Source organism: Streptomyces sp. JLSY215, assembly GCF_059682825.1.
Genome location: NZ_CM185022.1, coordinates 3,431,099 through 3,457,759 on the forward strand (window position 1 = coordinate 3,431,099; position 26,661 = coordinate 3,457,759).

Consider the following 26,661-nt stretch of genomic DNA (forward strand, 5'->3'; position numbering starts at 1 on the left):
GCGGCCGGCAGCCGCGCCGGGTCGTCCAGCAGGTCATCCGTCAGCTCACCGGTCCCCGTGCTCATGCATCCATGGTGGCAGCGGGGTCTGACAATCGCGGTCCCGGCGTACGGCTCCCCGGGCCGTTCAGACGAGAACTCCCTTGTGCCACACGGCAGATACCAGCGGCACGCCCGGCCGGTAGGCGAGGTGGACGTGCGAGGGCGCGTCGAGCAGGGCGAGGTCGGCGCGGGCGCCGGGGGTGATCCGGCCGACGTCCGTGCGGCGCAGGGCGCGGGCGCCGCCCTCGGTGGCGGACCAGACGGCCTCGTCGGGGGTCATGCCCATGTCGCGGACGGCCAGTGCGATGCAGAACGGCATGGAACTGGTGAAGGACGAGCCGGGGTTGCAGTCGGTGGACAGGGCGACGGTGGCGCCGGCGTCGAGCAGCGGGCGGGCGTCGGGCCACTGGGCGCGGGTGGAGAACTCGGCGCCCGGGAGGAGGGTGGCGACGGTGTCGGACTGGGCGAGGGCGTCGATGTCGGCGTAGCTGAGGTGGGTGCAGTGGTCGGCGGAGGCGGCGCCGAGCTCGACGGCGAGCTGGACTCCGGGGCCGTGGCCGAGCTGGTTGGCGTGCACGCGCGGCATCAGGCCCTTGGCCTTGCCGGCGGTGAGGATGGCGCGGGCCTGGTCGCCGTCGAAGGCGCCCTTCTCGCAGAAGACGTCGACCCAGCGGGCGTGCGGGGCGCAGGCGTCCAGCATCGGGCCGGTGACGAGGTCGACGTAGCCGGCCGGGTCGTCGGCGTAGTCGGGCGAGACGATATGGGCGCCGAGGAAGGTGACCTCGTCGGTGTGCTCGGCCGCGATGCGCAGCGCACGGGCCTCGTCCTCGACGGTGAGGCCGTAGCCGGACTTGGTCTCCTGGGTGGTGGTGCCCTGGCGGAGGGCCTCGGCGAGGTAGCGGGCGACGTTGGCGTGCAGCGCCTCGTCGGTGGCTGCGCGGGTGGCGGCGACGGTGGTGCGGATGCCGCCGGCGGAGTAAGCGCGGCCGGACATCCGGGCGTTGAACTCTGCGGTGCGGTCGCCGGCGAAGACGAGGTGGGAGTGGGAGTCCACGAAGCCGGGGATACCGGCGCGGCCGGCCGCGTCGACGGCGTTGTCAGTGGCGGGTGCTTTGCTTGATTCACCGACCCAGGCGATGCGGTCGCCGTCGAAGACGACCGCCGCGTCCTGGATCAGACCGAGGGGGCCTTCGCCGAGGGAGGGGTCGTTGGTGACGAGCTGGCCGATGTGGGTGATGGCGGTGCTGGGCGCGGAGGCCGTGGTGTCGGTGGTCATCGCGGGGGTGTTCTCCTTCGGCCGCGGGACGGGCATCGGGCGGGCGGTGGTCAGCCGCGTACGGCGGCGATGGATGCGGCTAGCGCGCCGGGCACATCCGGCACCAGGGTGTGGGCGCCGTCCCGGACGATCTGGCGGCCGCCCACGACCGTGTGCCGCACATCCGCCGCGGAGGCGGCGAATACGGCCGTCTCGGCGCCCAGCCGGGGCTGGGGCCCTGCGGTGCGTACGGAATCCAGCGCGATCGTGGTGAGGTCGGCGAGCGCGCCGGTCTCGATGGCGCCGGCGTCGTCCCAGCCCAGGGCGGCGTGACCGTCGGCGGTCGCGGCGCGCAGCAGCGCGGCGGCCGTCCAGTGCCCGCGGGTGCGGGTGCGCAGCCGCTCGTCGAGTTCCATGGCGCGGGCCTCTTCGAGCAGGTCGATGACGGCGTGGCTGTCGCTGCCGAGGGACAGCGGGCTGCCGTGGGACTGGAGCTGGACGGCCGGGCCGATGCCGTCGGCGAGGTCGCGTTCGGTGGTCGGGCACATGCATACGCCGGTGCTGGTGCCGCCGAGCAGGCCGATGTCCTCGGGGGTGAGGTGGGTGGCGTGCACGGCGGTGGTACGCGGGCCCAGGACGCCGTGGTCGGACAGCAGCTGGGTGGGGGTGCGGCCGTGTGCGTCGCGGCAGGCGTCGTTCTCGGCGGTCTGCTCGGAGAGGTGGAGGTGCAGGGGGGCCTGCCGGGCGCGGGCCCATTCGGCGACGGTGCCCAGCTGTCCGGCGGGCACGGCGCGCACGGAGTGGATGGCGGCGCCGATCCGGGCGTGCTCGTTGCCGTCCTTGAGCGCGTCGGCGCGCTGTGCCCAGTGCTCGGCCGTGCCGTCGGAGAAACGCAGCTGGTGCTGGTCGGGCAGGGCGCCGAAGCCGGCCGAGAGGTAGGCGGTGTCGAGCAGGGTGATGCGGATGCCGGCGTCGGCGGCGGCCGCGATCAGCGCCTCGCCCATGGCGTTGGGGTCGTTGTAGCGGGCGCCGCCGGGCGCGTGGTGCAGGTAGTGGAATTCGCCGACGCAGGTGATGCCGGCCAGCGCCATCTCGGCGTAGACGGCGGTGGCGAGGGCGTAATAGGTGTCGGGGGTGAGCCGGTCGGCGACGCTGTACATCACCTCGCGCCAGGTCCAGAAGGTGCCGCTGCCCACCTGGACGGTGCCGCGCAGGGCGCGGTGGAAGGCGTGCGAGTGGGCGTTGGCGAGGCCGGGGAGGGTCAGGCCGCGCAGCGCGACGGCGCCGGGCGGCGGGCTCCCGGCCCCGGTCCGGACGGCCGCGATCCGCCCGTCCGCCACGTCCACGGCGACGCCGGGCTCGACATGGGTGCCCAGCCAGGCGTGTTCGAGCCAATACGTGACCGGTGCTGCCTGCGGTGTCAGCGGCACGCCAGCCCCTCCAGTACGTCGGCGAGTGCGGTGACCCCGGCGACGCAGTCGTCCTCGGACGCCGTTTCGGCGGGCGAGTGCGAGACGCCGGTGGGGTTGCGTACGAATAGCATGGCCGTGGGGATGGTTCCGGACAAAATACCGGCGTCGTGTCCCGCGCCGGTGCCCAGGACGGGCACGGCCCGCTCCCCCGCCTTGCCGAGGATCGCGCCCAGCTCGTCGCGCAGGGCGTGCTGGAACTCCACTACGGGGGTGAAGGATTCCCGGACGACGGTCAGGTCCACTCCGTCGCGCTCGGCGCGTTCGGCGGCCGCCCGCTCGATCCCGTCGATCACGGTGTCCAGGGTGTCCTGATCGGCGGCGCGGGAGTCCAGCCAGCCTCTGACCAGCGAGGGAATGGCGTTGACGCCGTTCGGCTCCACGCTGATCTTCCCGAAGGTGGCCAGGGCGCCGGCCAGTCTCGCCTGCTCGCGGGCGGCGAGCACGGTCGCGGCGTAGGTGAGCATCGGGTCACGGCGGTCCTCGAGGCGGGTCGTGCCGGCGTGGTTGGCCTCGCCGTGGAAGTCGAACCGCCAGCGGCCGTGCGGCCAGATGGCCGAGGCGATGCCGACCGGGTCGCCGGAGAGGTCGAGGGCGCGGCCCTGCTCGACGTGGAGCTCGACGAATGCGCCGATCCTGGCGAGCCGTTCGGGGTCCGGGCCGATGGCGTCCGGGTCGTATCCGGCGCGCTCCATGGCCTGCGGCAGGGTGACGCCGTCGCCGTCGCGCAGCTGGTGCGCGGCCTCGACGCCCAGTGCGCCGGCGGTGAGCCGGGAGCCGACGCAGGCCAGGCCGAAGCGGGCGCCTTCCTCGTCGCCGAAGTTGACGAGGGCCAGCGGCTTGTCGAGCCGCGCGCCGCGCCGCCGGAGTTCGTCCAGCGCGGCGAAGGAGGAGACCACGCCCAGCGGCCCGTCGAAGGCGCCGCCGTCCGGTACGGAGTCCAGGTGCGAGCCGGTGACGACGGCGTCGCCGGGGGCCACGTCCTGGTAGGTCGCCGCCCCCAGCCATGCCCACTGGTTGCCGTTGCGGTCCAGCTCGTAGGCGAGCCCGCGGGCCTCGGCCTGCGCCTGGAACCACGCGCGGCAGTCGGCGTCGGCGGCGGTCCAGGCGTAGCGGCGGTAGCCCCCGGAGGAGGAGTTGCGCCCGATCGGCCGCAGCTCCTCCCACATCTCGTGGAACGAGGCGGTCACGCTCCCTCGCCTTCGCCCTCGCGCATCGGGATACGGACGCCGCGCTCGGCGGCGACCTCGTCGGCGCGCTCATAGCCCGCGTCGACGTGCCGGATGACGCCCATGCCCGGGTCGTTGGTCAGCACCCGGCGGATCTTCTCGCCCGCCAGCGGGGTGCCGTCGGCGACCGTGACCTGGCCCGCGTGGATCGAGCGGCCCATGCCGACGCCGCCACCGTGGTGCAGCGAGACCCAGGAGGCGCCGGAGGCGACATTGACCATGGCGTTGAGCAGCGGCCAGTCGGCGATGGCGTCCGAGCCGTCCTTCATCGCCTCGGTCTCGCGGTACGGCGAGGCGACGGAGCCGCAGTCGAGGTGGTCGCGGCCGATGGCCAGCGGCGCGCGCAGGGTGCCGTCGGCGACCATCTCGTTGAAGCGCTCACCGGCCTTGTCGCGCTCGCCGTAGCCGAGCCAGCAGATGCGGGCGGGCAGCCCCTGGAAGTGGACCCGCTCCCCCGCCATCTTGATCCAGCGGGCCAGCGACTCGTTCTCCGGGAAGAGGTCCAGGATCGCCTTGTCGGTGGCGGCGATGTCGCGGGCGTCACCGGAGAGCGCGGCCCAGCGGAACGGCCCCTTGCCCTCGGCGAACAGCGGCCGGATGTAGGCCGGAACGAAGCCGGGGAAGGCGAACGCCCGCTCATATCCGGCGAGTTGGGCCTCGCCGCGGATGGAGTTGCCGTAGTCGAAGACCTCGGCGCCGGCGTCCATGAAGCCGACCATGGCCTCGACGTGGCGGGCCATCGACTCGCGCGCCCGCTGGGTGAAGTCGGCGGGCTTCTCCGCCGCGTAGGCGGCCATATCGGCGAAGTCGATGCCGACGGGAAGGTAGGCCAGCGGGTCGTGGGCGCTGGTCTGGTCGGTGACGATGTCGATCGGCGCGCCCTCGGCGAGCATCTGCGGCAGGAGTTCCGCGGCGTTGCCGAGCAGCCCGATGGACAGCGGCTTGCGCTGGTCACGGGCCTCCACGGCGAGTTCGAGGGCGTGCTTGAGGCTGTCCGCCTTCACGTCCAGGTAGCGGTGCTCGATCCGCCGCTCGATGGCCCGCGGGTCGCAGTCGATGCAGATGGCGACGCCGTCGTTCATGGTGACGGCGAGCGGCTGGGCGCCGCCCATGCCGCCGAGACCGGCGGTGAGCGTGATCGTCCCGGCCAGGGTGCCGTTGAACTTCTTCGCCGCGACGGCCGCGAAGGTCTCGTACGTGCCCTGCAGGATCCCCTGCGTCCCGATGTAGATCCACGAACCGGCCGTCATCTGCCCGTACATGGTCAGCCCGAGGGCCTCCAGGCGGCGGAACTCCTCCCAGTTGGCCCAGTCGCCGACGAGGTTGGAGTTGGCGATGAGCACCCGCGGCGCCCATTCGTGCGTCTGCATCACGCCGACCGGCTTGCCGGACTGAACGAGCATCGTCTCGTCCTGCTTGAGCGTGGTGAGCGTGCGCACCATCGCGTCGAAGGAGCGCCAGTCACGGGCGGCCTTGCCCGTACCGCCGTAGACGACGAGCTTGTCCGGATGCTCGGCCACCTCCGGATCGAGGTTGTTCTGCAGCATGCGCAGCGCGGCTTCCTGCTGCCATCCCCGAGCACTGAGCTCCGTACCGCGCGCTGCCCGCACGGGTCGCGGTCCCGACATGGGCCGTGCCTCCCTGACGTCGTCGAATGGATCGAGCTATTCACATATTGGAGTCGCTGAATAGCGTCAGTCAACAGGGCGCGGCAGCCGGGCGCCGCGAGGCGCGTGAACCGGCCATCGCGCCCGCATCCGCAGCCGCACCCACGCATGCGCGCACGCACACACAGAGTTATCCACAGGCGCCGAATACGACTTGCCTACTCGGAAAGTCAGCGCTAACTTTCCTGGTGGGCAAGTAAAAGTGGGTGCACGGCCGAGCCGGCCGTGTGCGCACGGAACCGTCACGGGGAGGCGATGACCATGAGCACACCGGTGGATGCCGAGCAGGCCTGGGCAGATCTACAGCGCATCCGAGTACCGCAGGAGCGGGTCTACGACGAGATGGAGCGGCACGCGTTCGGCGGGGACGGCGCGGCCTACACCACAGCCGCGATCATGTGGGTGTTCCTCGCCAGCCTCGGGCTGAAGCCACCCGAGTGGGCCTTCTACCTGATACTCGCCGCATACGTCGGCGTGCTGCTGACGCTGGCCTTCGCCTCCCACCGCAAGACCCGTCTGCGGGCGCACCGCTCCGTCTACGACTGGCGGTCCTGCCTCCCCTTCTTCGGGGGCGCGCTGGTGACCGGCGGGACGATCCTGCTCTCCGGTTGGCTCGTCGAGTGGCTCCAGCTGCCCCTCGGCAGCGTCATCCAGGCCACGATCTCGGCGGCCGCCTTCGTCCTGTTCATGCGCCCGGCCAACCGCTGGGCGGCCTGCTCGGTCCGAGGCCGTCTGGGGGCGCAGCAATGAGCACCCCCTCCGGTTTCGACGAACTGATCCACCCGGCCACCCGGCTGTCGGTGGTCGCGCTGCTCGCTGCCACCGAATGGGCCGACTTCTCGTTCATCCGCGAAAGCCTCTCGCTCAGCGACTCCGCGCTCTCCAAGCAGCTGCACACCCTGGAAGAGGCCGGATATCTGGAGATCCACAAGGAGGGCGGCGGCCGCAAGCGGCGCACGAAGGTACGGCTGACGGCGCGCGGGCGGACCGCCTTCGAGGGACATGTGGCGGCGCTGCGGGCGATCGTCGACGGCGCGGGACCCGCCACGGTGGCGCAGGAGCGGCAGCAGCACCACGCGGAGGCGGGACGATGACAACGACCGAGCACACGACCGCACGCCCCACGGGCCCGGAAGCATCCATCCGGCCGGCCGGCCCCGCCGCCGGCGCCCGGCCCGTCATCGAGGTGCGCGATCTGCGCATGGCGTACGGCAGCGCCGACGTCCTGCACGGCATCGACCTGGACATCGGCCGCGGCGAGATCTTCGCCCTGCTCGGACCCAACGGCGCCGGGAAGACCACCACCGTGGAAATCCTGGAGGGCTTCCGGCAGCGCTCCGCGGGTGAGGTCCAGGTCCTGGGTACGGACCCGGCGCGCGGCGGCGACGCCTGGCGCGGCCGGATCGGACTGGTCCTGCAGTCCTGGCGCGACCACCGCCGCTGGCGGGTCGCGGAGCTCCTGAGCCACTTCGCCACGTACTACCCCCACCCGCGCGACCCGGACGAGGCCCTGGCGCTGGTCGGCCTCACGGACCGGGCCGGCCGGCAGGTGGACCAGCTGTCCGGCGGCCAGCGCCGCCGCCTGGACGTCGCGCTCGCCATCATCGGCCGCCCCGAACTCCTCTTCCTGGACGAGCCGACCACCGGCTTCGACCCCGAGGCGCGGCACGACTTCCACGTACTGGTCGAACGGCTCGCCCGCGAGGAGGGCGTCACGGTCCTGCTCACCACCCACGACCTGGTGGAGGCCGAGCGGCTGGCCGACCGCATAGCCGTGCTGGTCGGCGGCCGGATCCGGGCCTCCGGCACGCCTGCGGAGCTTGCCCGCCAGGCCGCCGCGCGGGCCGAGGTGCGCTGGACTGCCGCCGACGGCACGGCTCGCCACGAGCGCACCGAAGACCCCTCCCGGCTGGTCTGGGACCTCCACCAGGACGCCGGCGGGCCGATCCCCAGCCTGGAGGTCCGCCGCCCGACGCTGGAGGACACCTATCTGCACATGGTGCACGCCGAGGCCGAGAGGTCCGAGGACCGGAACGACAACGGGGAGAAGCACGCCGCATGACCGAGAACCACCGCCGCCGCTTCTGGCGCGCCGGCTTCCTGCGCGGCGGCATCGAGCTGCGCCACTTCCTCCGCAACCCCAAAGAAGTGTCCGGCCAGCTGGCGAACGTGGTTGTCGCGCTGGTGGTGGCGGGCAACCTCGGCAAGAGCGTGCCCGGCACCCACATCCCGATGGCCCATCTGACCCTGGCGGGTTTCGCCGCCTATCTGCTGTTCCAGATCGGGCTGGTCAATCTCCCGCAGATCCTGGTGACCGAACGGGAGGAGGGCGCCCTGCTGCGCCTGCGGGCCACGCCCGGCGGCATACCCGCCTACCTCGTCGCCAAGTCGCTGCTCGTGGTCGCCATGGCACTCGGCACCCTCGTCGTCCTGCTGGGGGCCGGTGCGCTGCTGGTGGACGGACCGCTGCCGCGCGATCCCGGCAGCTGGCTGACGCTGCTGTGGGTCGCCGGGCTCGGGCTGTTCGCCGTGGTGCCGCTGGGTGCGGCCATCGGGGCCGTACTGCCCAATCCGCGCGAGGCCCTGGCGTTGATCATGCTGCCGGTGATGGCGCTGCTGTTCACCTCGGGAGCGATGTTCCCGTTCGCCTCGCTTCCGGTGGTGGTCCAGAACATAGCGTCCGTGTTCCCGCTCAAGTGGATGGCGCAGGGAGTGCGCTCGGCGCTGCTGCCGGACGCCGCCCGCCTCGCGGAACCGGCCGGCTCCTGGGAGCTGCCGACGGTCGCCCTGGTCCTGACCGCCTGGGCCGTCCTCGGCTTCCTCCTCGCCATACCCCTGCTGCGCCGCGCCGCCCGCCGCGAGTCCGGCTCCCGGATGACCGAGCGGCACCGCAAGGCGGGGCTGAGCGGGGCGGCGGCGTAACGGCACGGACGGGGTAATGGCACCAGGGTGTGACGGTCCGGGGGTGTGACGGTACGAGGGGTGTAAAGGTCCGGGGCGTCGGGCCGTATCCGATGGCGCGACGCCCCACCCAATGGTGAAGTTGCCTCATGATTGGCCCCAAGGACGAGCCCGCGGCAGGCCCCCTCCACGGCCCCGTGCCAGGACACCTGCCCGGCTCCGCGACCAGCCCCGTGACCGGGCCCGTTCCCGGCCCGGCACACGGCACGGACGTCTCCGCCCTCAGGGCCCGCACGGGTCCGACGGGCGGCAACGGCTTCAGGGACCGCACGGGTCCGACGCAGGACACCGGCTTCACCGGTGGTGCGTACCCCACCGGCCGGGACCGTGCCGTACAGGCGGCCGTCGCCCAAGGGCTGGTCGGTCCCGCGGAGCCCGTCGCCGGGCTGCTCGACATCGCCGGGATCCGCCGTTCGGCGGCCGAACTCCGCGCCGCCTTCGAGGAGTTCACCGCACCCGGCACGCCGGTGCTGCACGCCTTCGCGGTGAAGGCCGCCTCGCTGGTGCCGGTGCTGCGGCTGCTCGCCGAGGAAGGGCTCGGCTGCGAGGTGGCCAGCCCCGGAGAGCTGGCGCTGGCCCGCGCCGCACGGGTACCGGCCACGCGTACGGTGCTCGACTCCCCCGCCAAGACCCGCGCCGAGCTGCGCGAGGCGCTGGCGCTCGGCATCGCGGTCAACGCCGACAACCCCGAAGAGCTGTCCCGTATCGATGCCCTGATGGCGTCCGCGCCGTCCTCCGCGCCGATAGGCCTCCGCATCAATCCGCAGATCGGCGGCGGCAGCATCGGCGCGATGAGCACCGCAACCGACACCTCCAAATTCGGTGTGGGGCTACGCGACGAGGGCGCCCGCGACTGGGTCGTACGGGCCTGCCTGGAGCGCCCGTGGCTGACCCGGCTGCACGCCCACGTCGGCTCCCAGGGCATGCCGCTGGAGCTGATGGCCTCGGGGGTGGCGGCGCTGTTCCACCTGGCCGAGGAGATCAACGAGAGGGCCGGCCGGCGGCAGATCGACACCCTCGACATCGGCGGCGGCCTCCCGGTCAACTTCACCTCGGACGAGACCACCCCCACCTTCCGGGAGTACGCCGCGCTGCTCCGCTCGACCGTCCCGGGCCTGCTGTCCGGACGCTACGGGCTCGTCACGGAATTCGGCCGCTCGCTGCTGGCCAAGCACGGCACGGTCGTCGCCCGCGTCGAATACGCGAAGTCGGCGGGCGGCCGTCCCATCGCGGTCACCCACGCCGGCGCCCAGGTCGCCACCCGTACGGTCTTCGTCCCCGACGCCTGGCCGATCCGGGTCGCCGCCTACGACGAGCAGGGCCTGCCCAAGTCCGGCCCGGCGGTCGCCCAGGACATCGCGGGGCCGTGCTGCTTCGCCGGCGACCTGGTCGCCGAGAACCGCCCGCTCCCCCTCCTGCAGTCCGGCGACCACGTCGCCCTCCTGGACACCGGCGCCTACTACTTCTCCACCCACTTCGCCTACAACTCCCTCCCCCGCCCCGGCGTTCACGGCTATGCGGCCGCCCCCGACGGCACCGTCCGCTTCGCGACCGTACGCGCCCCGCAGACCCTGGACGAGCTCACCGCGGAGAGCGGCGGGGCCCACCCCCACGCGCTCCGCGGCCTCGGCTAGCGGGCGGTCCGCAGCTCGCGCCTACCGCCGCCCGGTCCCGGCACCTGCCCCCGCCGACCGGGCGGCACCACGTCCGCCGCGCGCCCCGCCCGGCGCCGCGTCCCCCGCCGCCGTACCCGTCGTCAGATACCCCCGCACGGCCTTGCCCGCGGCGCCGCCGCGCCCGGCCGCCTCCGTACGCACCCACAGCAACGCGTCCCGCTCCCGCTCCCAACGGCCCAGCCACAGCGCCTTGCCCCACAGCCCCAGTGCGGCCCCGGCCATCAGCAGCCCACCGGCGGCGGGCAGCACGAACGACGACCCGACCGCCGTCAGGAAGGCGAGCAGCAGCCACCAGCGATGCGCCCGGCGCCAGACGCGGAGGGTGACCGCCCGGTCCTGGAGGATGACGGCCTTGCCGGCGCGGGAGGCCCCACCGGCCAGGGCCGTATACCGCCCGCGCCGCACGGCGAACACCACGAACGCCGCGATCACCCCCAGCGCGACCCCCGTCAGCACGCCGATCCTCCGCCCGGTCAGCCCCGGTACCAGCGCACCGATCCCCGCGGCCAGCAGTCCGGGCCACCACAGCCACCCGGCCGGCGCCCGCACGATCACCGCCACCCGCGCCAGCGCATACGCCCCGCGCCCCACGGCAGACCTCCTCATGCCCGTCACATGTGTTCCGGCGGCGGATCGTAGCCAGCGCGGATGAGGATTCCCTGAGACCGGACCAGCCCTCTGGCCTGCCCGTGCCGCCCGTCAGGGGAAGAGGGCGAAGGAGGTGACGTGCTCGGGGCGGACGGCGGTGAAGTGGCGGCGGTCGATGGTGGCGATCTCGGTCAGCTTCAGCCGTTCGGCGACGGCGACGAGCGAGGCGTCGACGGTTCCGAGGGGGAAGTCGGCGTATTTGCGCACCAGCTCGGCCGTCCGGCCGAAATCCTGGCGCTCCATCCGGACCAGCTCGAGTTCACCCCGCGCGATCGACGAGACGAAGGCGGCTTCCGCTTCGGGCCCCAGATACTTCTCCAGTATCCACGCGGTCTCGGTCACCACCGTCGGCGGCACCCGAAGGCGGCCCCGGTACTGCTCGGCGAACCGGATGCACTCGGAGTGATGCGCGTCCCTCCGGTCGGCGATGGCCACCAGTACGCCGGTGTCGAGCAGGGCCTCCCTCATTCGCCCGCCCTCATTGCGTCCTGGATCAGCTCACGGTGCCGCTCGGAGAGATCGGAGCGGCCGGAGTCGCCGATCCCGGCGAACGACAGGCCGCGGCCCCGGGACTGCTCCGCCTCCGCGGCCTGAGCATCGTCCGGCTCGGTCGCGAACGGGGGTAACGGCGAGTCCGACTCCAGGAGCAGCTCCAGGTGTCGCGCCTTTTCAGGGGGCATCTGGTCGACGAGATGGTGCAGATGCTCATAGTCGTACGTTGCGGTCATGGGCCGAGACTAGGGCGGCCCGCCACCCCCCGACGAGCCACTCCGCACATCATCCTCCGAACGGATGGCCCCCTCACTCCACGAACAACCCCCTGGCCACCGCCTTGGCGTCGAACTCCTCCAGCCGCGCCTGCGCGTCCGGCAGGGCGTCGCACATCGCCTCCAGGAGGACGCGGCCCAGCAGCATGGGGGCGCAGGCCGTGTCGAAGGCGAGGCCGGTGCCGACGGCGGCGGGGAGGAGGAGGTCGGTGTGGTGGGCGACGGGGGCGAAGGCGCTGTCGGCGACGGTGACGACGGTCAGGCCGGCGGTGCGGGCGTATTCCAGGGCGTCGACGACCTCGCGGGGGTGGCGGGGCAGGGCGAAGCAGAGCAGGGCGCTCGCGCCGGCGCGGACGGCGGCGTCGATGCGGTCGGTGAGCATGGTGCCGCCCTCGTCCAGGAGCCGGACGTCGGGGTGGACCTTGCGGGCGAAGTAGGTGAAGCCGGCGGCCTGGGCGCCGGCCGCGCGCAGGCCGAGGACGGGCAGCGGGCGGGAGGTGGCGAGGACGCGGCCGGCCTCGATCACCGGGGACGGGTCGGCGAGGGCGGCGGCCAGGTGGCGGAGGTTGTCGATCTCCGCCTGGACGGCCTGCTGGTACTCGTTGTACGAGCCGGTGTCGTCGGGCTTTTCGGCGGGTGCGACCTCGCGGAGGTGGCGGCGGAGCGCCGGGTAGCCGTCGAAGCCGAGCGCGACGGCGAAGCGGGTGACGGAGGGCTGGCTGACGCCGGCCAGTTCGGCCAGCTCGACGCTGGAGAGGAAGGGCGCCTCGGCGGCCTGCCGCACCATGCAGTGCGCGATCCGCCGCTGGGTGGGCGTCAGCCGATGGCCCTCGAAGAGCTTCTGCAGGCGGGCGGCGGTGCCCGCGTCGGCCGTGCCCGTGCCCGTACGCGTGCCCTCGGCCGCGCCGCCGTTGTCCCCGTCCCCGCTCATCGCCTCTTCTTCCCGCCCCGGGAGGGGCCTTGTGACTTGTGCCGTGTCGCGTGTGCCGCGTCGTGTGCGTGCGTGTCGTGTGCGTGCGTGTCATGTGCGTGCGTGTCATGTGCGTGCGTGTCATGTGCGTGCGTGTCATGTGTCGGAGGAACCGTTGCCGGCCCGCGCACAGGCTGACCGACTGTACGGAACGGGCCGGCGGTACGGACCGGCGGACGGCAGGTAATCCCTGGCCCGCCCCGGCCGCCGCTACGCCTCACATTCCCGCCAGCCCGTCCAGCAGCCCCGCCGCCACCGCCACATCATCGGTCAGCGGGCGGTCCTCCATGCGCGGGTCGAGCGCCTCGGCGGCGAGCGCATAGGCGGTGGCGAGCGGCAGACCGGGCTCCGGTTCCAGCGAGCGCATCCGCAAGGCCCGTACGGCGGCGACCAGTTCGCAGGCCAGGACCTGACGGTAGTACGTGGCGGCGCGCAGGGTCTGGCGGGCGCCGAGGGAGGCGAAGCTGGCCTGTTCCTCCACGCCGCGGGAGAGGACGGCGTGGCCGAGGGAGGCCGGGTGGGAGACGGCGCGCATTTCGCCGAGGGCCGCGCCGGCCGCGTATTCGAGGATCATGACGCCGGAGCTGGCGGGGGCGGCGTCGCCCAGGAAGGGCCGCAGCCGGGTGAAGTCAGGCTCGGAGAGGGCGGCGAGGCGGGCGGTGGAGAGCCGGGCGGTCTGGAGGACGGCGAGGCGGAAGGCGTCGAGGGCGAGGACGGTGTGCGCGGCGTAGAAGTTGCCGTGGTGGTAGGCGGCCTGGTCCTCGATGCTGATGAGGGGGTTTTCGGAGGCGGCGTTCACCTCGACGGCCAGGACCGCGTCCAGGGCGTCGGCGGCGTCGAGTGCCGGACCGTGGATCTGGGGGAGGCAGCGGAAGCCGTACGGGTCCTGGATGCGGCCCAGGGGTGGGGCGGGGCGGTCCGGGACGCCGGAGAGGCCGCGCAGCCGGGCCGCGGCGGCCGCGGAGCCGGGGTGCGGGCGGGCCCGCATCACGGGGTCGGCGAAGGGTTCGTAGGAGCCGCCGACCGCGAGGAGGGAGAGCGCGGCGACGGGCAGGGAGGCGGCCAGCAGGCGGCGCAGTTCGTCGAGGGCGAGCGCGGACTGGCCCAGGGTGAGGGCGTTGCTGCTGATCAGGGCGAGGGCGTCGTTGTTGTCGAGGGCGATGGGGGCCGGGGGCCGGGCTCCCGGCGTGCAGTGCCAGGGGTGCTCGCCGGCCAGTGCGAGGCCCGTCTGGGCGAGGGCGGCGAGGTCGCCGGTGCCGACGGCGCCGTGTTCGTTGATGACGGGGTGCGCGCCGGACTCCAGGGCGGCGAGCAGGGAGGTGATCACGGCGGGGTTCAGTCCGGCGCCGCCCGCCAGCAGCTGGTTGGCCCGTACGGCGAGCATGGCGCGTACCTCGCCGGCCGGCAGCGGGTCGCCGATCGCGCCGGCGTGGCTGCGCAGCAGGCGCAGCCCGTGTTCGGCGTCGGCCCCGACCTCTTCCGTGCGGTTGGCGCCGACGCCGGTGCTGCGTCCGTAGACCCGGCCGGTGGCGGCGAGGCGGCGGGCGGTGTCCCAGGATTCCTCGGCGCGTGCGAGGGCCTTGGGGTCGGGGGTCGTGGTGTGTGCGGTGCGCTCCGCGAGGGCGGCGATATCGGCGGTGCCCAGCGCGCTGCCGTCGAGCGTGATGCGCCGGCCGGCCCGTCGGCCATTGTCCAGCATGTGGGAAACCAAGGGGCTCAACTCCCTCTTATAAGGCCTTTTGTGGACGGAAGTCCGACACCTCGTTCCGTACGGTGAACCGAAGCAAACAGGCGGCATATCGGCGGCGCGGTCCGGTCACCCGGTCCGCGATGTAACGAGGGATTTACGCCCGCCTATTGACTTCTATTCACGTGCCTAAGACTCTGCATGACACTATGCAGGCCGGGCAAGGGGCAGCGGATGATCAAGTTCGACGCAGTCAGCAAGCGATACCCGAACGGCACAACAGCGGTGGACGATCTGTCGCTGGAATTCCCCGAAGGCGGCGTCACCGTCCTCGTCGGTTCCTCCGGGTGCGGAAAGACCACCACCCTGCGGATGATCAACCGGATGGTCGAACCCACCGCCGGCACCATCAGCGTCGGCGGCCGCGACATCCTGGAGGCGGACGCGGCCGAGCTGCGCCGCGGCATCGGATACGTCATCCAGCAGTCCGGCCTCTTCCCCCACCGTACGATCCTCGACAACATCGCGACCGTGCCGCTCCTGCTCGGCTGGGGCCGGCGCAAGGCCCGCGCCCGCGCCGCCGAGCTGCTGGAGCTGGTGGGCCTGCCCGCCGACGCCGGCAAGCGCTATCCGCACCAGCTCTCCGGCGGCCAGCAGCAGCGCGTCGGCGTGGCCCGCGCGCTCGCCGCCGACCCGCCCGTCCTGCTGATGGACGAGCCGTTCGGCGCGGTCGACCCGGTCGTGCGCACCCAGCTCCAGAACGAGCTGCTGCGCCTCCAGGGTGAGCTGCGCAAGACCGTCGTCTTCGTCACCCACGACATCGACGAGGCGGTCCGCCTGGGCGACCGGATCGCGGTCTTCCGCACCGGCGGCCGGCTCGTCCAGTGCGCCCCGCCCGCCGAACTGCTCGCCCGCCCCGCCGACGGCTTCGTCGCCGACTTCCTGGGCGCCGAGCGCGGGCTCAAGCTGCTCTCGCTCACCACGCTCGCGGACGTTCCGTACGCGCCCGGCCGGGCGATACGGGCGGACGAGCCGGTCGGCAAGATAGCCCGCGACGGGGACCGCTGGCGGCTGGTGACCTCCCCGGGCGGCGAACCGCTGGGCTGGCTGGACACCGACGGACTGCCGGGCGGCGGTACGGCGGGCGAGGCCGCGCTGGAGGCCGTACGGCCGCTGCGCGACGAGGACTCGCTGCTCTCGGCGCTCAACGAGGCGGTGTCCGCACCGGCCGGCGCGGTCGCCCGGGTCGACGCCGACGGCGTGCTGGTGGGGCTCACCTCCCGCGAGGCGATCCACGAGCGGGCGGGCCGCAGCCACGCGGAGGCGGGACGGCGGCCCGCGGCCCCGCAGCAGGCCGCCGCGCGCCAGGACACCGAGGCCGCCGCCACCTCGGAGCGCCCCGCATGACCATCGAATGGGGCTGGTTCCCCGACCACGCCGACGAGATGGCCCGCCTGACCGCGGACCACCTCGCCACCGCCGTCCCCGCCGTCCTGTTCGGCCTGCTGATCGCGCTGCCGCTGGCGGTCCTCGCGCACCGCGTGCGCCCGCTGCGCGGCTTCGTCCTCGGCGCCTCCAACATCCTCTACACCATCCCCTCCCTCGCCTTCTTCGTCCTCCTCCTGCCGGTCACCGGCCTCACCCGCACCACGGCCGTCGTCGGCCTCACCGCGTACACCCTGGTGGTGCTCGTACGGAATACGGTCGAGGGCCTGGACGCCGTCCCCGCCAAGGCCCGCGAGGCATCCAAGGCGATGGGGACCAAGCCCCTGCGCACCCTGCTCACCGTCGAGCTGCCGCTCGCCCTCCCCGTGATCATGGCGGGTGTACGGGTCGCCACCGTCATGTCCATCTCCCTTGTCAGCGTGGCGAGTTACATCGGCTACGGCGGCCTCGGCCAGCTCTTCACCGACGGCTTCCAGCGCAACTACCCCACCCCGGTCATCGCCGGGGTCGCCCTGACCCTGCTGCTCGCCCTGGTGGCCGACGCGCTGCTGGTGACCGTCCAGTGGCTGTGCACCCCCTGGCGGCGCGGCCGCGCCTCCCGGCCGTCCGCCCTCAAGCTGTGGAAGCGAGCGTGACCCGACGATGCTCGAACTCCTGAAGAACCTCGCCTCCTGGCTGACCAGTCCGGCCCAGTGGTCCGGCCCCGAGGGCATCGCCACCCGCATCCTGGAGCACCTCGAATACTCGGTGCTCGCCACCCTCGCCGCGGCCGTGATCGCGCTGCCGATCGGCCTGCTCATCGGGCACACCGGCCGCGGCGCCTTCCTCGCCGTCAACCTCTCCTCGTTCGGCCGGGCGCTGCCCACCGTCGGACTCGTCACCCTGGTCTTCCTCGCCGGCGGGCTCAGCGTCTGGCCGGTGTATGTATCGCTGGTCGCCCTCGCCGTCCCCGTCATCATCACCAACACCTACGCGGGGATGGCCGCGGTCGACCCCGAGGTCAAGGACGCCGCCAAGGGCGTGGGGCTGCGCGGCCACCAGATCCTCTGGCAGGTCGAACTCCCCCTCGCGCTGCCGCTGATCATGACCGGCGTACGGCTCGCGACCGTGCAGGTCGTCGCCACCGCCACCATCGCCGCCTACGTCAGCTTCGGCGGGCTGGGCCGCTATGTCTTCGACGGGCTGGCGCAGCGCGACCTGGTGCAGGTGCTGGGCGGCGCGGCCCTGGTCGCCGTCCTCGCCGTCGCCGCCGACCTGGCGCTGGGCGGCGTGCAGCGGCTGCTGTTCCGCGGCCGCCCGGCCGCCGCCCGCTGAGCGCCCCGCCGCCCCTGCCCGCCGCCCCTGCCTGCCTCCGTACGCACGCACCGAGGAGCCCCGCTCATGAACCGTCGGACCGTCCTGACCACCCTGCTCGCCGGCGCCTCGGCCCCGCTGCTGGCCGCCTGTTCCTCCGGCATCACCTCGCTCAAGGGCGACGGCGCCGGCGGCGACAGCGGCAGCAGCAGCGGCGGCCTCGTCATCGGCACGGCCAACTTCACCGAGAACCAGATCCTCGGCTACCTCTACGCGGGCGTCCTGAACGCCGCCGGCGTCAGGACCACCGTCAAGCCCAACCTCGGCTCCCGCGAGATCGTCGTCCCCGCGCTGCGCTCCGGCGATATCGACCTGCTCCCCGAATACCAGGGCAGCCTCCTGCTCTACCTCGACAAGAAGGCCACCGAGACCGAGGCGGGCGCCATGCAGAACGCCCTGGCCACGGTCCTGCCCGACGGCCTCGAAGTCCTCCCCTACGCCGCCGCCGAGGACCGCGACACCTTCGCCGTCACCCGGGAGACCGCCGACCGCTACGGCCTGAAGTCCCTCGCGGATCTGCGCAAGGTGAACGGCAAGCTGGTGTTCGGCGCGGCCGCAGAGATGAAGAAGCGGGTGGTCGGGGTCGTCGGCCTCAAGGACCAGTACGGCGTCGAATTCAAGGAGTTCAAGGCCCTCGACTCCTCCGGCCCGCTCGTCAAGGGCGCCCTGAAGAAGGGCGACATCGACATCGCCAACGTCTTCACCACCGACGTCGACACCGCCGCGAACGGCTGGGTCCTCCTCGCCGACCCCAAGCACCTCATCCCGGCCCAGCACATCGTCCCGCTGATCGCCTCCCGCAAGGCCGACTCCAAGGTCCGCAAGGCCCTCGCCCGCCTCGGCAACACCCTCACCACCACGCAGCTCACCGAGCTCAACCGCCTCGTCGACAAGGAGAAGCAGGACCCGGACCGGGTGGCCGCCGCCTGGCTGGCCAAGCACAAGCTCGGAAGCTGAGGCGGCGGGGCGGCCGTCGGCTACTTCGCGTCCGGTGTGTAGACGAGCGACAGCACGCCGGTGCTCAGGGTCGTCGACTCGGCCAGCCGGAGCGGGATGCTCTCGCCTTCGTCGAACAGCCGCTCGCCCTTGCCGACCACGATCGGATGGACCAGCAGATGGAGCTCGTCCAGCAGCCCCGCCCGCAGCAGCGACCGCACCAGCCCGATGCTTCCGACCACCCCGAGGTTCTTCCCCGGCCCCTCCTTGATCCGGGCCAGCTCGGCGAGCGGGTCCGGCCCGCCCACCACCGTGGAGTTCTCCCACTCCGCCCGCTCCAGCGTCCGCGAGACCACGAGCTTGGGCGTGCCGTTCATGTGGTCCGCGATCTCCTCGTCGCTCTCGGGCCAGTACGCGGCGAACATCTCGTAGGTGTGCCGCCCCAGCAGCATGGTGTCCGCGGCGTCCATCTGCTGCTGCACCACGGCCCCCATCTCGTCGTTGAAATAGGGGAAGTGCCAGGTGTCCGGCGCCTCGGCGACGCCGTCCAGCGACAGAAAAATGCCCGCGGTGATCTTCCTCATGACTCCGGTCCTCCGGTATTCGTGGCGGCGGCCGCCACTGCGACGGCCCTTCACGGGATCAGACCTGCCGCCCGGCGGGAACTCATCGGCCGACGCCGAAATCCCTCGGAATTTCTTCCGGGGCCGTCCAACCGGCCCAACGGCGGCCACCGTGCGGTGACGCCGCTGCCGCCCACTCGTTGGCACGACATGACAAACACGCGTCGTACGCTCGCCTGTCTCGCGCTGGCGACTGTGCTTTTCGGCCCCGTGTCGGCCCAGGCGGTGGCCGCCCCCAAGGACGACACCCCGGTCACGCCCCACATCAAGGTTCCCCTGAGCGGCCTCCTCACGGACCGCGGCGCCCTGCCGGTTGACTGGCGCCTCCTCGGCGTCCCGCTCTGACACGCCGGACACTCCCTCCGTCGGCATCCGGGCCGCAGGTCTGAGCCTTCCGGGCCGTCCTCGCCCGGGTGCCGGCCGCCGGAGATTCCCTAGGCGTGCCGCCCCGGCTGCCCCGCGTACCGCATCGGCAGCCCGAACAGCGGAAACAGCCGTTCGGTGTCCAGGAAGGAGTTGAGCCCGGTGATCCGTCCGTCGGCCGTCTCTATCACCTGGATCGCCCACGGCCGGCCGTCCGCGCGGTACTGCCCGAACGCCGGCCGTCCGTTGGCCGTCAGCGGCACCAGATGCGAGCCTTCGCAGCCGCAGCCCGGCCCGAGCATCCAGCGGATGATGTCCGCGCGGCCGCGCAGCCACAGCTCGTACGGCGGCATCGACAGCGTCGAGTCCTCGTGCAACAGGGCCGTCAGCGCGTCCATGTCGAAGCTTTCAAAGGCGTCGACGTATCGCTTCAGCAGCGCCTGCTGATCGTCGTCCAACGGCTGGGCGGCCGGGGCCCGGTCCATGTCCTGGTCCGCGCCCCGGGCCGCGTCAAGTGTCGCCCGCGCCCGCTGGAGCGCGCTGTTGACCGCGGCCACGGAGCTTCCGAGCAGCTCCGCCACCTCGCTCGCCGACCAGCTCAGCACCTCCCGCAGCATCAGCACCGCGCGCTGCCGGGGCGCCAGCCGCTGCAGCGCGGAGATGAAGGCGAGCCGGATCGATTCCCGGGCGAGAGCGGCCTCCGCCGGATCCGCGACCTGCGCCAGCACCCGCCCGTCCGGCACCGGCCCGATCCAGGTGGCCTCGGCCAGCCCGTTCCCCACCGGGGTGTCCACACTCGACGGCGACGCGAGATCCATCGGCCGCGCCCGCCGCTGACTCCCCTTGAGCAGGTCGAGGCATACGTTCGTCGCGATCCGGTAGAGCCAGGACCGCAGCGAGGACCGCCCCTCGAACCGCTCATAGCTCCGCCAGGCCCGCACCATGGTCTCCTGCACGGCGTCCTCGGCCTCGAACGCGGACCCCAGCATGCGGTAGCAGTAGCCGGTCAGCTCGGTGCGGTGCGCCTCCAGCCGGTCCGCCAACTCACCTTGCGAGTCGGCCTGTCGGTACTTCGCATCCGGTGCGACGTCGCTCGTCGTGGAATTGATCGAGGGTTCCATGAGGACCGCCATTCACCCATCGGCCGACCACCGGCACGCGTGCGACGACGGTACCGGAGCACCGGGCACCAGTCTGCTCCCCGGACGCCGGGGGCGCAGCGCGGGGCCGCGCGCTCCGGGCGGCGGTCGCGGGGGCCGCCGTCAGGGGCGCACGGCCGCCGCCGAACCGCGTTCCGACAGCCGGGGCGCGCACAGGATGCGCTTCCGGCGGACCCGGCGGCCCTCGATGGCGGCCACCGCGAGGCGGGCGGCTTCCTTGGCGATGTCCGTGAGGCCCCAGTCGACGGTGGTCAGGGGCGGGGTGAGGACCCGGGAGACGGGGTGGTCGTCGAAGCCGACCACGGAGAGGTCGCGGCCCACCGTGAGGGAGGCCTCGGCGGCGGCCGCGTAGACGCCGTAGGCGATGGAGTCGGAGAAGCAGAAGACGGCGGTGGTCGGGGTGAGGCCGGGAGAGTCGGTGCGGGGGCGGCCGTTGGGGGTGTTGGTCAGCACGCGGCGGGCGACGGCCGTGGCCTCGCTCAGCTCCTGGGCGCAGGGCAGGACCTCCACCTCGATGCCGAGGCGGTCGGCGGCTTCGCGGACATAGACGTCGGCGGGACGGTCGGGGGTGGAGGGGCCGGTGGGAGTGAGGACCGTGACCTGGCGATGCCCCAGGCCGCGGAGGTAGTCGAGGACGGCGTCGATCCCGGCGCGGTTGTCGAAGAGGACCTCGCCGACCGTACGGGCGCGGCTGAGGGCGTCGCCGATGGAGACGACGGGGACCGCATCGGCGATCTTCTCCCAGCCCTCGGCCGAGGGGTCGACGGGCGAGACGAGAAGGCCGTCGACGCGCTGGTCGCGGAGTTGTTTGGCGAGGGTCAGCTCGCGGGCCGGGTCGCCGCCGGCGTCGAGGATGAGGGCGTAGCGGTCGCCGGCCAGGAGCTCGCGCCCTATCGCCGCCATCAGCTGCTGCTGCCACAGGTCCTGGAGGTCGCCGGCCAGCACGCCGACCATGCTCGTGCGGCCGCTGGCCAGGGCGCGGGCGATGGGGTCGGCCTCGTAGCCGAGCTCGGCGGCCGCCTTGCGCACCCGCTCCTCGGTCTCCTTGGAGACGTGCTTGCCGCGCAGCGCGTAGGAGACGGCCGCGGTGGAGAGTCCGGTGGCCTCGGCCACCTCGCGGAGGGTGGTGCGCTTATTGGGCCTGGCCATGCCGAGAAGCCTACCGGGAAGCACCCGCCCCCTCCGGCGAACCGGCCCGCCCTTGACAGGCTCCCGTGTTAACCGGTTCACTTAAGCGCATCAGTTAAGCGGTTAAGTGAACCGGTTGAGGGATGGGGCCGGTCGCCGGTCCGGTTTCCGGGGGATCTGCGACGTGCGGTTTCCAGGGACGTGACCGGACCGGCTGCGGAAGAGGGAGACGGGAGGGGCGCCGTGCCCACCGACGTGCACCAGCACATCTGGCCGCGGGAGTTCATCGCGCTGCTGCGCGCCCGTACGGCGCCGCCGCGGCTGGACGGCTGGACGCTGCACCTGCCCGGCGAGCCGCCGTACGCGGTCGACCCCGCCGACCACGACCTCGCCGCCCGCGCCCGGCTCGCCCGCGCCGACGGCCTCGATCTGGCGCTGGTGTCGCTCTCCAGCCCGCTCGGCATCGAATATCTGCCGCCCGAGGAGGCCGCACCGCTGCTCGCCGCCTTCCATGACGGCGCGCTGGAGCTGCCCGCCCCCTTCGGCGTCTGGGCCTCCCCGTGCCTGTCCGCGCCGGAGCCGGACCCCAGGGCGCTGCGGCGGGAGCTGGCGCGCGGCTGCGCGGGGCTCCAGCTTCCGGCCACCGCACTGCTGGACGCGGCCGGGTGGGCCCGGTGCGCACCCCTGCTGGACGTCGCCGCGGAGAGCGGCAAGCCGGTGTTCGTCCACCCCGGTGCCGCGCCTCCCGCCCCCGACGGCGCGCCCGCCTGGTGGCCGGCCATGGTCCCCTACCTCCAGCAGATGCACGCCTCCTGGTTCGCCTTCCGCGCCTTCGGCCGGGCCCGCCACCCCGGCCTGCGGGTCTGCTTCGCCGCGCTGGCCGGCCTCGCGCCGCTGCACGGCGAGCGGCTGGTGGCGCGCGGCGGCGGCCAGGAGCGCGGACGGGTGGACCACGACGCCTTCTACGAGACGTCCTCGTACGGGACCCGCGCCGTGGACGCGCTCGTACGGGCCGTCGGCATCGACGTGATCGTCAGCGGCAGCGACCGCCCCTATGCCGAACCCGCCATCCCCGACCTGGGCGCGGCGGCGGCCGTACACGCCCTGCGCACCACCAACCCGGCCCGCCTGCTGGGCCCGACACGAGGAGTCCGTCCATGACGCACACCGCCTCCCAGGCCGACGCCGCCCGTGAGGTCCCCGACGGCGACCGGCCGTTCACCGCACTGCCCGAGCGTAATCTCGACAGGCGCGAGCTGCGGGCCCTGGTCGACGAGCTCGCGGCCCGCCCGGACCTGTGGCGCGAGCAGGTCGCCTTCTCCGACAGCGAGCGGCACTACGCGTCCCTGCACCGCGACGAGTTCGTCGACGTCTGGCTGCTGTGCTGGACCCGGCAGAACGACACCGGCTGGCACGACCACGACATCTCCTCGGGGGCGGTCCGCGTCGTCCAGGGCGTACTGACCGAGTCCAACCCCCGGATCGGCGGGGAGCACCTGGCCACCGCCGTCGGCGCCGGGGAGTCGTTCTGCTTTGGGCCGGACCACATCCACCGGCTCACCGGGGCCACCGACGACGCGGTGTCGGTGCACGCCTACTCGCCGCCGCTGTGGCGCCTGGGCCAGTACGACATCACCGAGGACGGCCTGATGCGGCGGGTGTCGGTCTCGTACGCGGATGAGCTGCGGCCGATGGACGCACCGGCCGGGCCGCCCCTGGACGCGCCGGCCGCCTGAGCCCCGGCCCGTCGGCGCGAACGGCCGGTGGTCGCCGGCGGTCGCCGGTGATCACCGGCGGCCGGTAATCGCGCGGCCCCAGCAGTCGCAGTGGCCCAGTAGTCGCAGTGACCCAGCAGTCGCAGGGGCCCAGCCGTCACGCGGGCCCGTGTAGCCACGCGGACCCGGCAGCCGCGCGGACCCGGTAGCCGCACAGCGCCAGCGGCCACAAAGGGCCAGTGCCCCCAAAGAGCCGGAAATCCCCCGCACCCGGAGCCGCGGGCAGCGGTAATTCCCTCCCACCTATTGACCTGCCATTCACCTACCTGGATGCTGCATGAATCTATTCAGGCACGGCGCGGGAGGCGCACATGGCAGGCGTGGTGGAACAGCGCTCGATCGACGTCGTCCCCGACGACGAACGGCACGGCAGCGCGGTCAGCCAGTTCACCCTCTGGCTGGGTGCGAACCTTCAGATCACCGCCGTGATCACCGGTGCGCTGGCCGTCGTCTTCGGGGCCAATGCCTTCTGGTCGCTGATCGGGCTGCTGCTGGGCAACCTGCTGGGCGGCGCGGTGATGGCGCTGCACTCCGCGCAGGGGCCGAAGCTGGGACTGCCGCAAATGATCACCTCGCGGGCGCAGTTCGGGGTGCGGGGCGCGGTGGTGCCGCTGGCGCTGGTGATCGTGATGTACATCGGGTTCTTCGCGAGCGGGAGCGTACTGGCGGGGCAGGCGGTGGGTGAGCTGACGCATCTGGGCGGCACGCCCGGCATCGTGATCTTCGCCGCGGTCACCGCCGTCGCCGCGGCCGTCGGCTACCGGCTGATCCACGCCCTCGGGCGGATCGCCGGTCTGGTCTGCGCGCTGGCCTTCGTCTATCTGGGCGTGCGGCTCCTCCAGCGCGCCGACCTCGCCGCCCTCCTCCACGACCACCGCTTCTCGCTGCCGCTCTTCCTGCTAGCCGTCTCGCTGTCGGCCTCCTGGCAGCTGGCGTTCGGGCCGTATGTCGCGGACTACTCGCGCTATCTGCCCCGGCACACCTCGGCGCGCGCCACGTTCTGGTGGACGCTGTCGGGCTCGGTCCTCGGATCGCAGTGGTCGATGACCTTCGGGGCGCTGGCCGCGGCCGCGGCGCCGGCCGCATTCGTGGGGCACGAGGTCACCTACATCGTGGGCCTGGGCGGCGCGGGGCTGATCGCGTCGTTGCTCTACTTCGTCATCGCCCTCGGCAAGCTCACCATCAACATCCTCAACACCTATGGCGGCTTCATGTCGTTGGTGACCAGCGTGAGCGGCTTCCGCGGGCAGCGGACCCTCTCGCCGCGCGGCCGCGCCGCCTATATCGCCGGAATCATGGTGGCCGGCACCGCCGTCGCCCTCCTGGGCAAGGACTCCTTCCTGACCTCCTTCAAGGACTTCCTGCTCTTCCTGCTGACCTTCTTCACGCCGTGGTCGGCGATCAACCTGGTCGACTACTACCTGATCTCGAAGGAGCGGTACGACATTCCGGCACTCAGCGATCCTGATGGCCGCTACGGCGCCTGGAACGTCCGGGCGCTGACGGTGTACGCCCTCGGCGTGCTCGCCCAGCTGCCCTTCCTCGCCACGCACTTCTACACGGGGCCCCTCGTGGCACCCCTCGGCGGCGCCGACATCTCCTGGCTCGTCGGACTCGCCGTACCCGCCGTCCTGTACGCGGCCGTCGCCCGCCGCGACACCGCCCGCGTCGTGGCCCCGGAGGCGCACGACGACGAGGGGACCCCGGCCGGACTGGCCGGATAGCGCACCGCGAAAAGACTGTTGCGGGGACCGCCGCACCCCGGCCGAGCCGGGGGCGGGACGACGGCGGTCCCCGCAAGGGACGCGGACCGGGTCAGGGCCGGGCTTCGCGTCGCGGCGATCGTGGAGGTCCGGGAGCCGCTCCGGAGGTCCGTATCGCCGTAGTCATCAATGTGCCTGACGAGTGTTAAGTCCGTGCTGCGAACACGTGACGCATACGTACTCCTTGCGGTGCCGGCCCGTTTCCTAACGGCCACTTAGCTCCGCTTCCGGGAACTCGACGATGAGCGGAGGCGGAGCGAAGCGGAGCACCCGTAGGGGAACCGGCACCCTGAGAAGGACTACTTGGCGACCCCGCGCGCCAGATAGGCCAGCAGGTCCTGCCGGCTCACCACACCCTTCGGCTTGCCCTCGACGAGGACGATCGCCGCGTCCGCGTTCTCCAGGACCGCCATCAGATCGGCGACGGCCTCGCCGGAACCGACCTGCGGCAGCGGCGGGCACATGTGCTTCTCCAGCGGGTCCGAGAGCGAGGCCCGCTGGCTGAACAGCGCGTCCAGCAGCTCCCGCTCCACGACCGAGCCGATGACCTCCGCCGCCATCACGTCCGGGTGCCCGGCGCCCGGCTTGACGATCGGCATCTGCGAGACGCCGTACTCGCGCAGCACGTCGATCGCCTCGCCGACGGTCTCCTCGGGGTGCATGTGGACGAGCGAGGGCAGGGCGCCCTCCTTGTGCGCGAGGACCTCGCCGACCCGCGCCGCGGTGCCGCTCTCCTCCAGGAAGCCGTAGTCGGCCATCCACTCGTCGTTGAAGATCTTGGAGAGATAGCCGCGGCCGCTGTCCGGAAGGAGCACGACGACGACATCGTCCGGCCCGAGCCGCGAGGCGACCTCCAGCGCGGCCACCACGGCCATCCCGCAGGAGCCGCCGACCAGCAGGCCCTCCTCCTTGGCGAGCCGGCGGGTCATCTGGAAGGCGTCCTTGTCCGAGACCGCCACGATCTCGTCCGCGACGGTGCGGTCGTAGGCGGTCGGCCAGAAGTCCTCACCGACGCCCTCGATCAGATACGGCCGCCCCGAACCCCCGCTGTAGACGGAGCCCTCCGGGTCCGCGCCGATGACCTTGACCCGGCCCTCGCTGGCGTCCTTCAGATAGCGGCCGGTGCCGCTGATCGTGCCGCCGGTGCCGACGCCCGCCACGAAGTGGGTGATCCGCCCGTCGGTCTGCGCCCACAGCTCCGGGCCGGTGCTCTCGTAGTGCGACCGCGGGTTGTTGGGGTTGCTGTACTGGTCGGGCTTCCAGGCGCCGGGCGTCTCGCGCACCAGCCGGTCGGAGACGTTGTAGTACGAGTCCGGGTGCTCGGGGTCGACCGCGGTCGGGCAGACGACCACCTCCGCGCCGTACGCCCGCAGCACATTGATCTTGTCCGTCGACACCTTGTCCGGGCAGACGAAGATGCACTTGTAGCCCTTTTGCTGGGCCACGATCGCCAGGCCGACGCCGGTGTTCCCGGAGGTCGGCTCGACGATCGTGCCGCCCGGCTGCAATGCGCCGGACTCCTCCGCGGCCTCGATCATCCGCACCGCGATCCGGTCCTTGACCGAGCCGCCGGGGTTGAAGTACTCGACCTTCGCCAGGACGGTGGCCTGGATTCCCTTGGTCACGCTGTTGAGCCGTACAAGCGGGGTGTTGCCGACGAGCTCAATCATCGAATCGTAAAACTGCACGGTGGTCTCCGCGGTCGGGGGCACGCTCTCCTGCGCCCGTACGGCCAGCCTATGCG

Annotated in this window: 26 protein-coding genes; 13 read left to right on the plus strand and 13 right to left on the minus strand. The window is 72.6% G+C overall.

Going from position 1 to position 26,661, the window contains the following annotated elements:
- Positions 1 to 126 precede the first annotated feature (126 nt).
- From hutI to hutU, 4 genes are read right to left on the minus strand one after another with little or no spacing between them, the layout of a single operon-like run.
- Complete coding sequence (hutI, locus tag AC5677_RS15190) at positions 127 to 1,317, minus strand: imidazolonepropionase (RefSeq protein ID WP_497195569.1); 1,191 nt, start codon at positions 1,315 to 1,317, stop codon at positions 127 to 129.
- A 50-nt stretch (positions 1,318 to 1,367) separates the two neighbouring features.
- The gene (locus tag AC5677_RS15195) at positions 1,368 to 2,726 is read right to left on the minus strand and encodes a formimidoylglutamate deiminase (RefSeq protein WP_497195570.1); all 1,359 of its coding nucleotides are present in this window, start codon (positions 2,724 to 2,726) and stop codon (positions 1,368 to 1,370) included.
- Complete coding sequence (locus AC5677_RS15200; RefSeq protein ID WP_497196633.1) at positions 2,717 to 3,934, minus strand: allantoate amidohydrolase; 1,218 nt, start codon at positions 3,932 to 3,934, stop codon at positions 2,717 to 2,719. The genes AC5677_RS15195 and AC5677_RS15200 overlap by 10 nt, the downstream gene beginning before the upstream one ends.
- A 17-nt stretch (positions 3,935 to 3,951) precedes the next feature.
- The gene (hutU, locus tag AC5677_RS15205; protein ID WP_497195571.1) at positions 3,952 to 5,622 is read right to left on the minus strand and encodes a urocanate hydratase; all 1,671 of its coding nucleotides are present in this window, start codon (positions 5,620 to 5,622) and stop codon (positions 3,952 to 3,954) included.
- Between the two features lie 300 nt (positions 5,623 to 5,922).
- Between hutU and AC5677_RS15210 the strand changes: the two genes are divergently transcribed.
- From AC5677_RS15210 to AC5677_RS15230, 5 genes are all read left to right on the plus strand, one after another.
- Entirely contained in the window at positions 5,923 to 6,411 is a 489-nt protein-coding gene (locus AC5677_RS15210; RefSeq protein WP_497195572.1) for a hypothetical protein, read from the plus strand.
- On the plus strand, positions 6,408 to 6,755 hold the full coding sequence (locus AC5677_RS15215) for a transcriptional regulator (RefSeq protein WP_497195573.1): 348 nt from the start codon (positions 6,408 to 6,410) through the stop codon (positions 6,753 to 6,755). Before AC5677_RS15210 ends, AC5677_RS15215 begins: the two co-directional genes overlap by 4 nt.
- Complete coding sequence (locus AC5677_RS15220) at positions 6,752 to 7,723, plus strand: ABC transporter ATP-binding protein (RefSeq protein ID WP_497195574.1); 972 nt, start codon at positions 6,752 to 6,754, stop codon at positions 7,721 to 7,723. Before AC5677_RS15215 ends, AC5677_RS15220 begins: the two co-directional genes overlap by 4 nt.
- Positions 7,720 to 8,583, plus strand: a complete 864-nt coding sequence (locus AC5677_RS15225; protein ID WP_497195575.1) for an ABC transporter permease — start codon at positions 7,720 to 7,722, stop codon at positions 8,581 to 8,583. The genes AC5677_RS15220 and AC5677_RS15225 overlap by 4 nt, the downstream gene beginning before the upstream one ends.
- A 128-nt stretch (positions 8,584 to 8,711) precedes the next feature.
- Positions 8,712 to 10,256 (plus strand): type III PLP-dependent enzyme domain-containing protein, encoded by a 1,545-nt coding sequence (locus AC5677_RS15230; protein WP_497195576.1) that lies wholly within the window; start codon positions 8,712 to 8,714, stop codon positions 10,254 to 10,256.
- Positions 10,257 to 10,277: 21 nt separating this feature from the next.
- On the opposite strand, the gene AC5677_RS15235 is transcribed toward AC5677_RS15230, so the two are convergent.
- The 5 genes from AC5677_RS15235 to AC5677_RS15255 form a co-directional block, all read right to left on the minus strand.
- A complete protein-coding gene (locus AC5677_RS15235; RefSeq protein ID WP_497195577.1) occupies positions 10,278 to 10,889 on the minus strand; it encodes a hypothetical protein in 612 nt (203 codons plus the stop codon).
- Between the two features lie 108 nt (positions 10,890 to 10,997).
- The gene (locus AC5677_RS15240; protein ID WP_497195578.1) at positions 10,998 to 11,414 is read right to left on the minus strand and encodes a type II toxin-antitoxin system VapC family toxin; all 417 of its coding nucleotides are present in this window, start codon (positions 11,412 to 11,414) and stop codon (positions 10,998 to 11,000) included.
- Entirely contained in the window at positions 11,411 to 11,674 is a 264-nt protein-coding gene (locus tag AC5677_RS15245; protein WP_497195579.1) for a hypothetical protein, read from the minus strand. The genes AC5677_RS15240 and AC5677_RS15245 overlap by 4 nt, the downstream gene beginning before the upstream one ends.
- Before the next feature lie 73 nt (positions 11,675 to 11,747).
- Positions 11,748 to 12,644, minus strand: a complete 897-nt coding sequence (locus tag AC5677_RS15250) for a MurR/RpiR family transcriptional regulator (RefSeq protein WP_497195580.1) — start codon at positions 12,642 to 12,644, stop codon at positions 11,748 to 11,750.
- Positions 12,645 to 12,900: 256 nt separating this feature from the next.
- Positions 12,901 to 14,382: an aromatic amino acid ammonia-lyase gene (locus AC5677_RS15255; protein WP_497195581.1), complete on the minus strand. Its 1,482-nt coding sequence runs from the start codon at positions 14,380 to 14,382 to the stop codon at positions 12,901 to 12,903.
- 222 nt (positions 14,383 to 14,604) lie between these two features.
- Here AC5677_RS15255 and AC5677_RS15260 point away from each other — a divergent pair, with 222 nt between their 5' ends.
- The 4 genes from AC5677_RS15260 to AC5677_RS15275 all read left to right on the plus strand — a co-directional run bounded on the left by AC5677_RS15260 (position 14,605) and on the right by AC5677_RS15275 (position 18,126).
- The gene (locus AC5677_RS15260; RefSeq protein ID WP_497195582.1) at positions 14,605 to 15,777 is read left to right on the plus strand and encodes an ABC transporter ATP-binding protein; all 1,173 of its coding nucleotides are present in this window, start codon (positions 14,605 to 14,607) and stop codon (positions 15,775 to 15,777) included.
- Positions 15,774 to 16,451 (plus strand): ABC transporter permease, encoded by a 678-nt coding sequence (locus AC5677_RS15265; protein WP_497195583.1) that lies wholly within the window; start codon positions 15,774 to 15,776, stop codon positions 16,449 to 16,451. Before AC5677_RS15260 ends, AC5677_RS15265 begins: the two co-directional genes overlap by 4 nt.
- 7 nt (positions 16,452 to 16,458) lie before the next feature.
- Entirely contained in the window at positions 16,459 to 17,130 is a 672-nt protein-coding gene (locus AC5677_RS15270; protein WP_497195584.1) for an ABC transporter permease, read from the plus strand.
- A 66-nt stretch (positions 17,131 to 17,196) separates the two neighbouring features.
- Positions 17,197 to 18,126: an ABC transporter substrate-binding protein gene (locus tag AC5677_RS15275; protein WP_497195585.1), complete on the plus strand. Its 930-nt coding sequence runs from the start codon at positions 17,197 to 17,199 to the stop codon at positions 18,124 to 18,126.
- A 20-nt stretch (positions 18,127 to 18,146) separates the two neighbouring features.
- Here AC5677_RS15275 and AC5677_RS15280 read toward each other — a convergent pair whose 3' ends face one another.
- The gene (locus tag AC5677_RS15280; RefSeq protein ID WP_497195586.1) at positions 18,147 to 18,689 is read right to left on the minus strand and encodes a dihydrofolate reductase family protein; all 543 of its coding nucleotides are present in this window, start codon (positions 18,687 to 18,689) and stop codon (positions 18,147 to 18,149) included.
- Positions 18,690 to 18,878: 189 nt separating this feature from the next.
- Between AC5677_RS15280 and AC5677_RS15285 the strand changes: the two genes are divergently transcribed.
- Complete coding sequence (locus AC5677_RS15285) at positions 18,879 to 19,073, plus strand: hypothetical protein (protein WP_497195587.1); 195 nt, start codon at positions 18,879 to 18,881, stop codon at positions 19,071 to 19,073.
- Between the two features lie 89 nt (positions 19,074 to 19,162).
- Here AC5677_RS15285 and AC5677_RS15290 read toward each other — a convergent pair whose 3' ends face one another.
- A complete protein-coding gene (locus AC5677_RS15290; RefSeq protein WP_497195588.1) occupies positions 19,163 to 20,212 on the minus strand; it encodes a sigma-70 family RNA polymerase sigma factor in 1,050 nt (349 codons plus the stop codon).
- Positions 20,213 to 20,353: 141 nt separating this feature from the next.
- A complete protein-coding gene (locus AC5677_RS15295; protein WP_497195589.1) occupies positions 20,354 to 21,400 on the minus strand; it encodes a LacI family DNA-binding transcriptional regulator in 1,047 nt (348 codons plus the stop codon).
- Between the two features lie 222 nt (positions 21,401 to 21,622).
- Here AC5677_RS15295 and AC5677_RS15300 point away from each other — a divergent pair, with 222 nt between their 5' ends.
- The 3 genes from AC5677_RS15300 (at position 21,623) to AC5677_RS15310 (ending at position 24,878) form a co-directional block, all read left to right on the plus strand.
- Positions 21,623 to 22,540, plus strand: coding sequence for an amidohydrolase family protein (locus tag AC5677_RS15300; RefSeq protein ID WP_497195590.1), 918 nt, complete (start codon positions 21,623 to 21,625; stop codon positions 22,538 to 22,540).
- Positions 22,537 to 23,115: a cysteine dioxygenase gene (locus tag AC5677_RS15305; protein WP_497195591.1), complete on the plus strand. Its 579-nt coding sequence runs from the start codon at positions 22,537 to 22,539 to the stop codon at positions 23,113 to 23,115. Before AC5677_RS15300 ends, AC5677_RS15305 begins: the two co-directional genes overlap by 4 nt.
- 350 nt (positions 23,116 to 23,465) lie before the next feature.
- On the plus strand, positions 23,466 to 24,878 hold the full coding sequence (locus AC5677_RS15310) for a purine-cytosine permease family protein (RefSeq protein ID WP_497195592.1): 1,413 nt from the start codon (positions 23,466 to 23,468) through the stop codon (positions 24,876 to 24,878).
- Between the two features lie 338 nt (positions 24,879 to 25,216).
- Here AC5677_RS15310 and AC5677_RS15315 read toward each other — a convergent pair whose 3' ends face one another.
- Positions 25,217 to 26,605, minus strand: a complete 1,389-nt coding sequence (locus AC5677_RS15315; RefSeq protein WP_497195593.1) for a cystathionine beta-synthase — start codon at positions 26,603 to 26,605, stop codon at positions 25,217 to 25,219.
- Positions 26,606 to 26,661 lie beyond the last annotated feature (56 nt).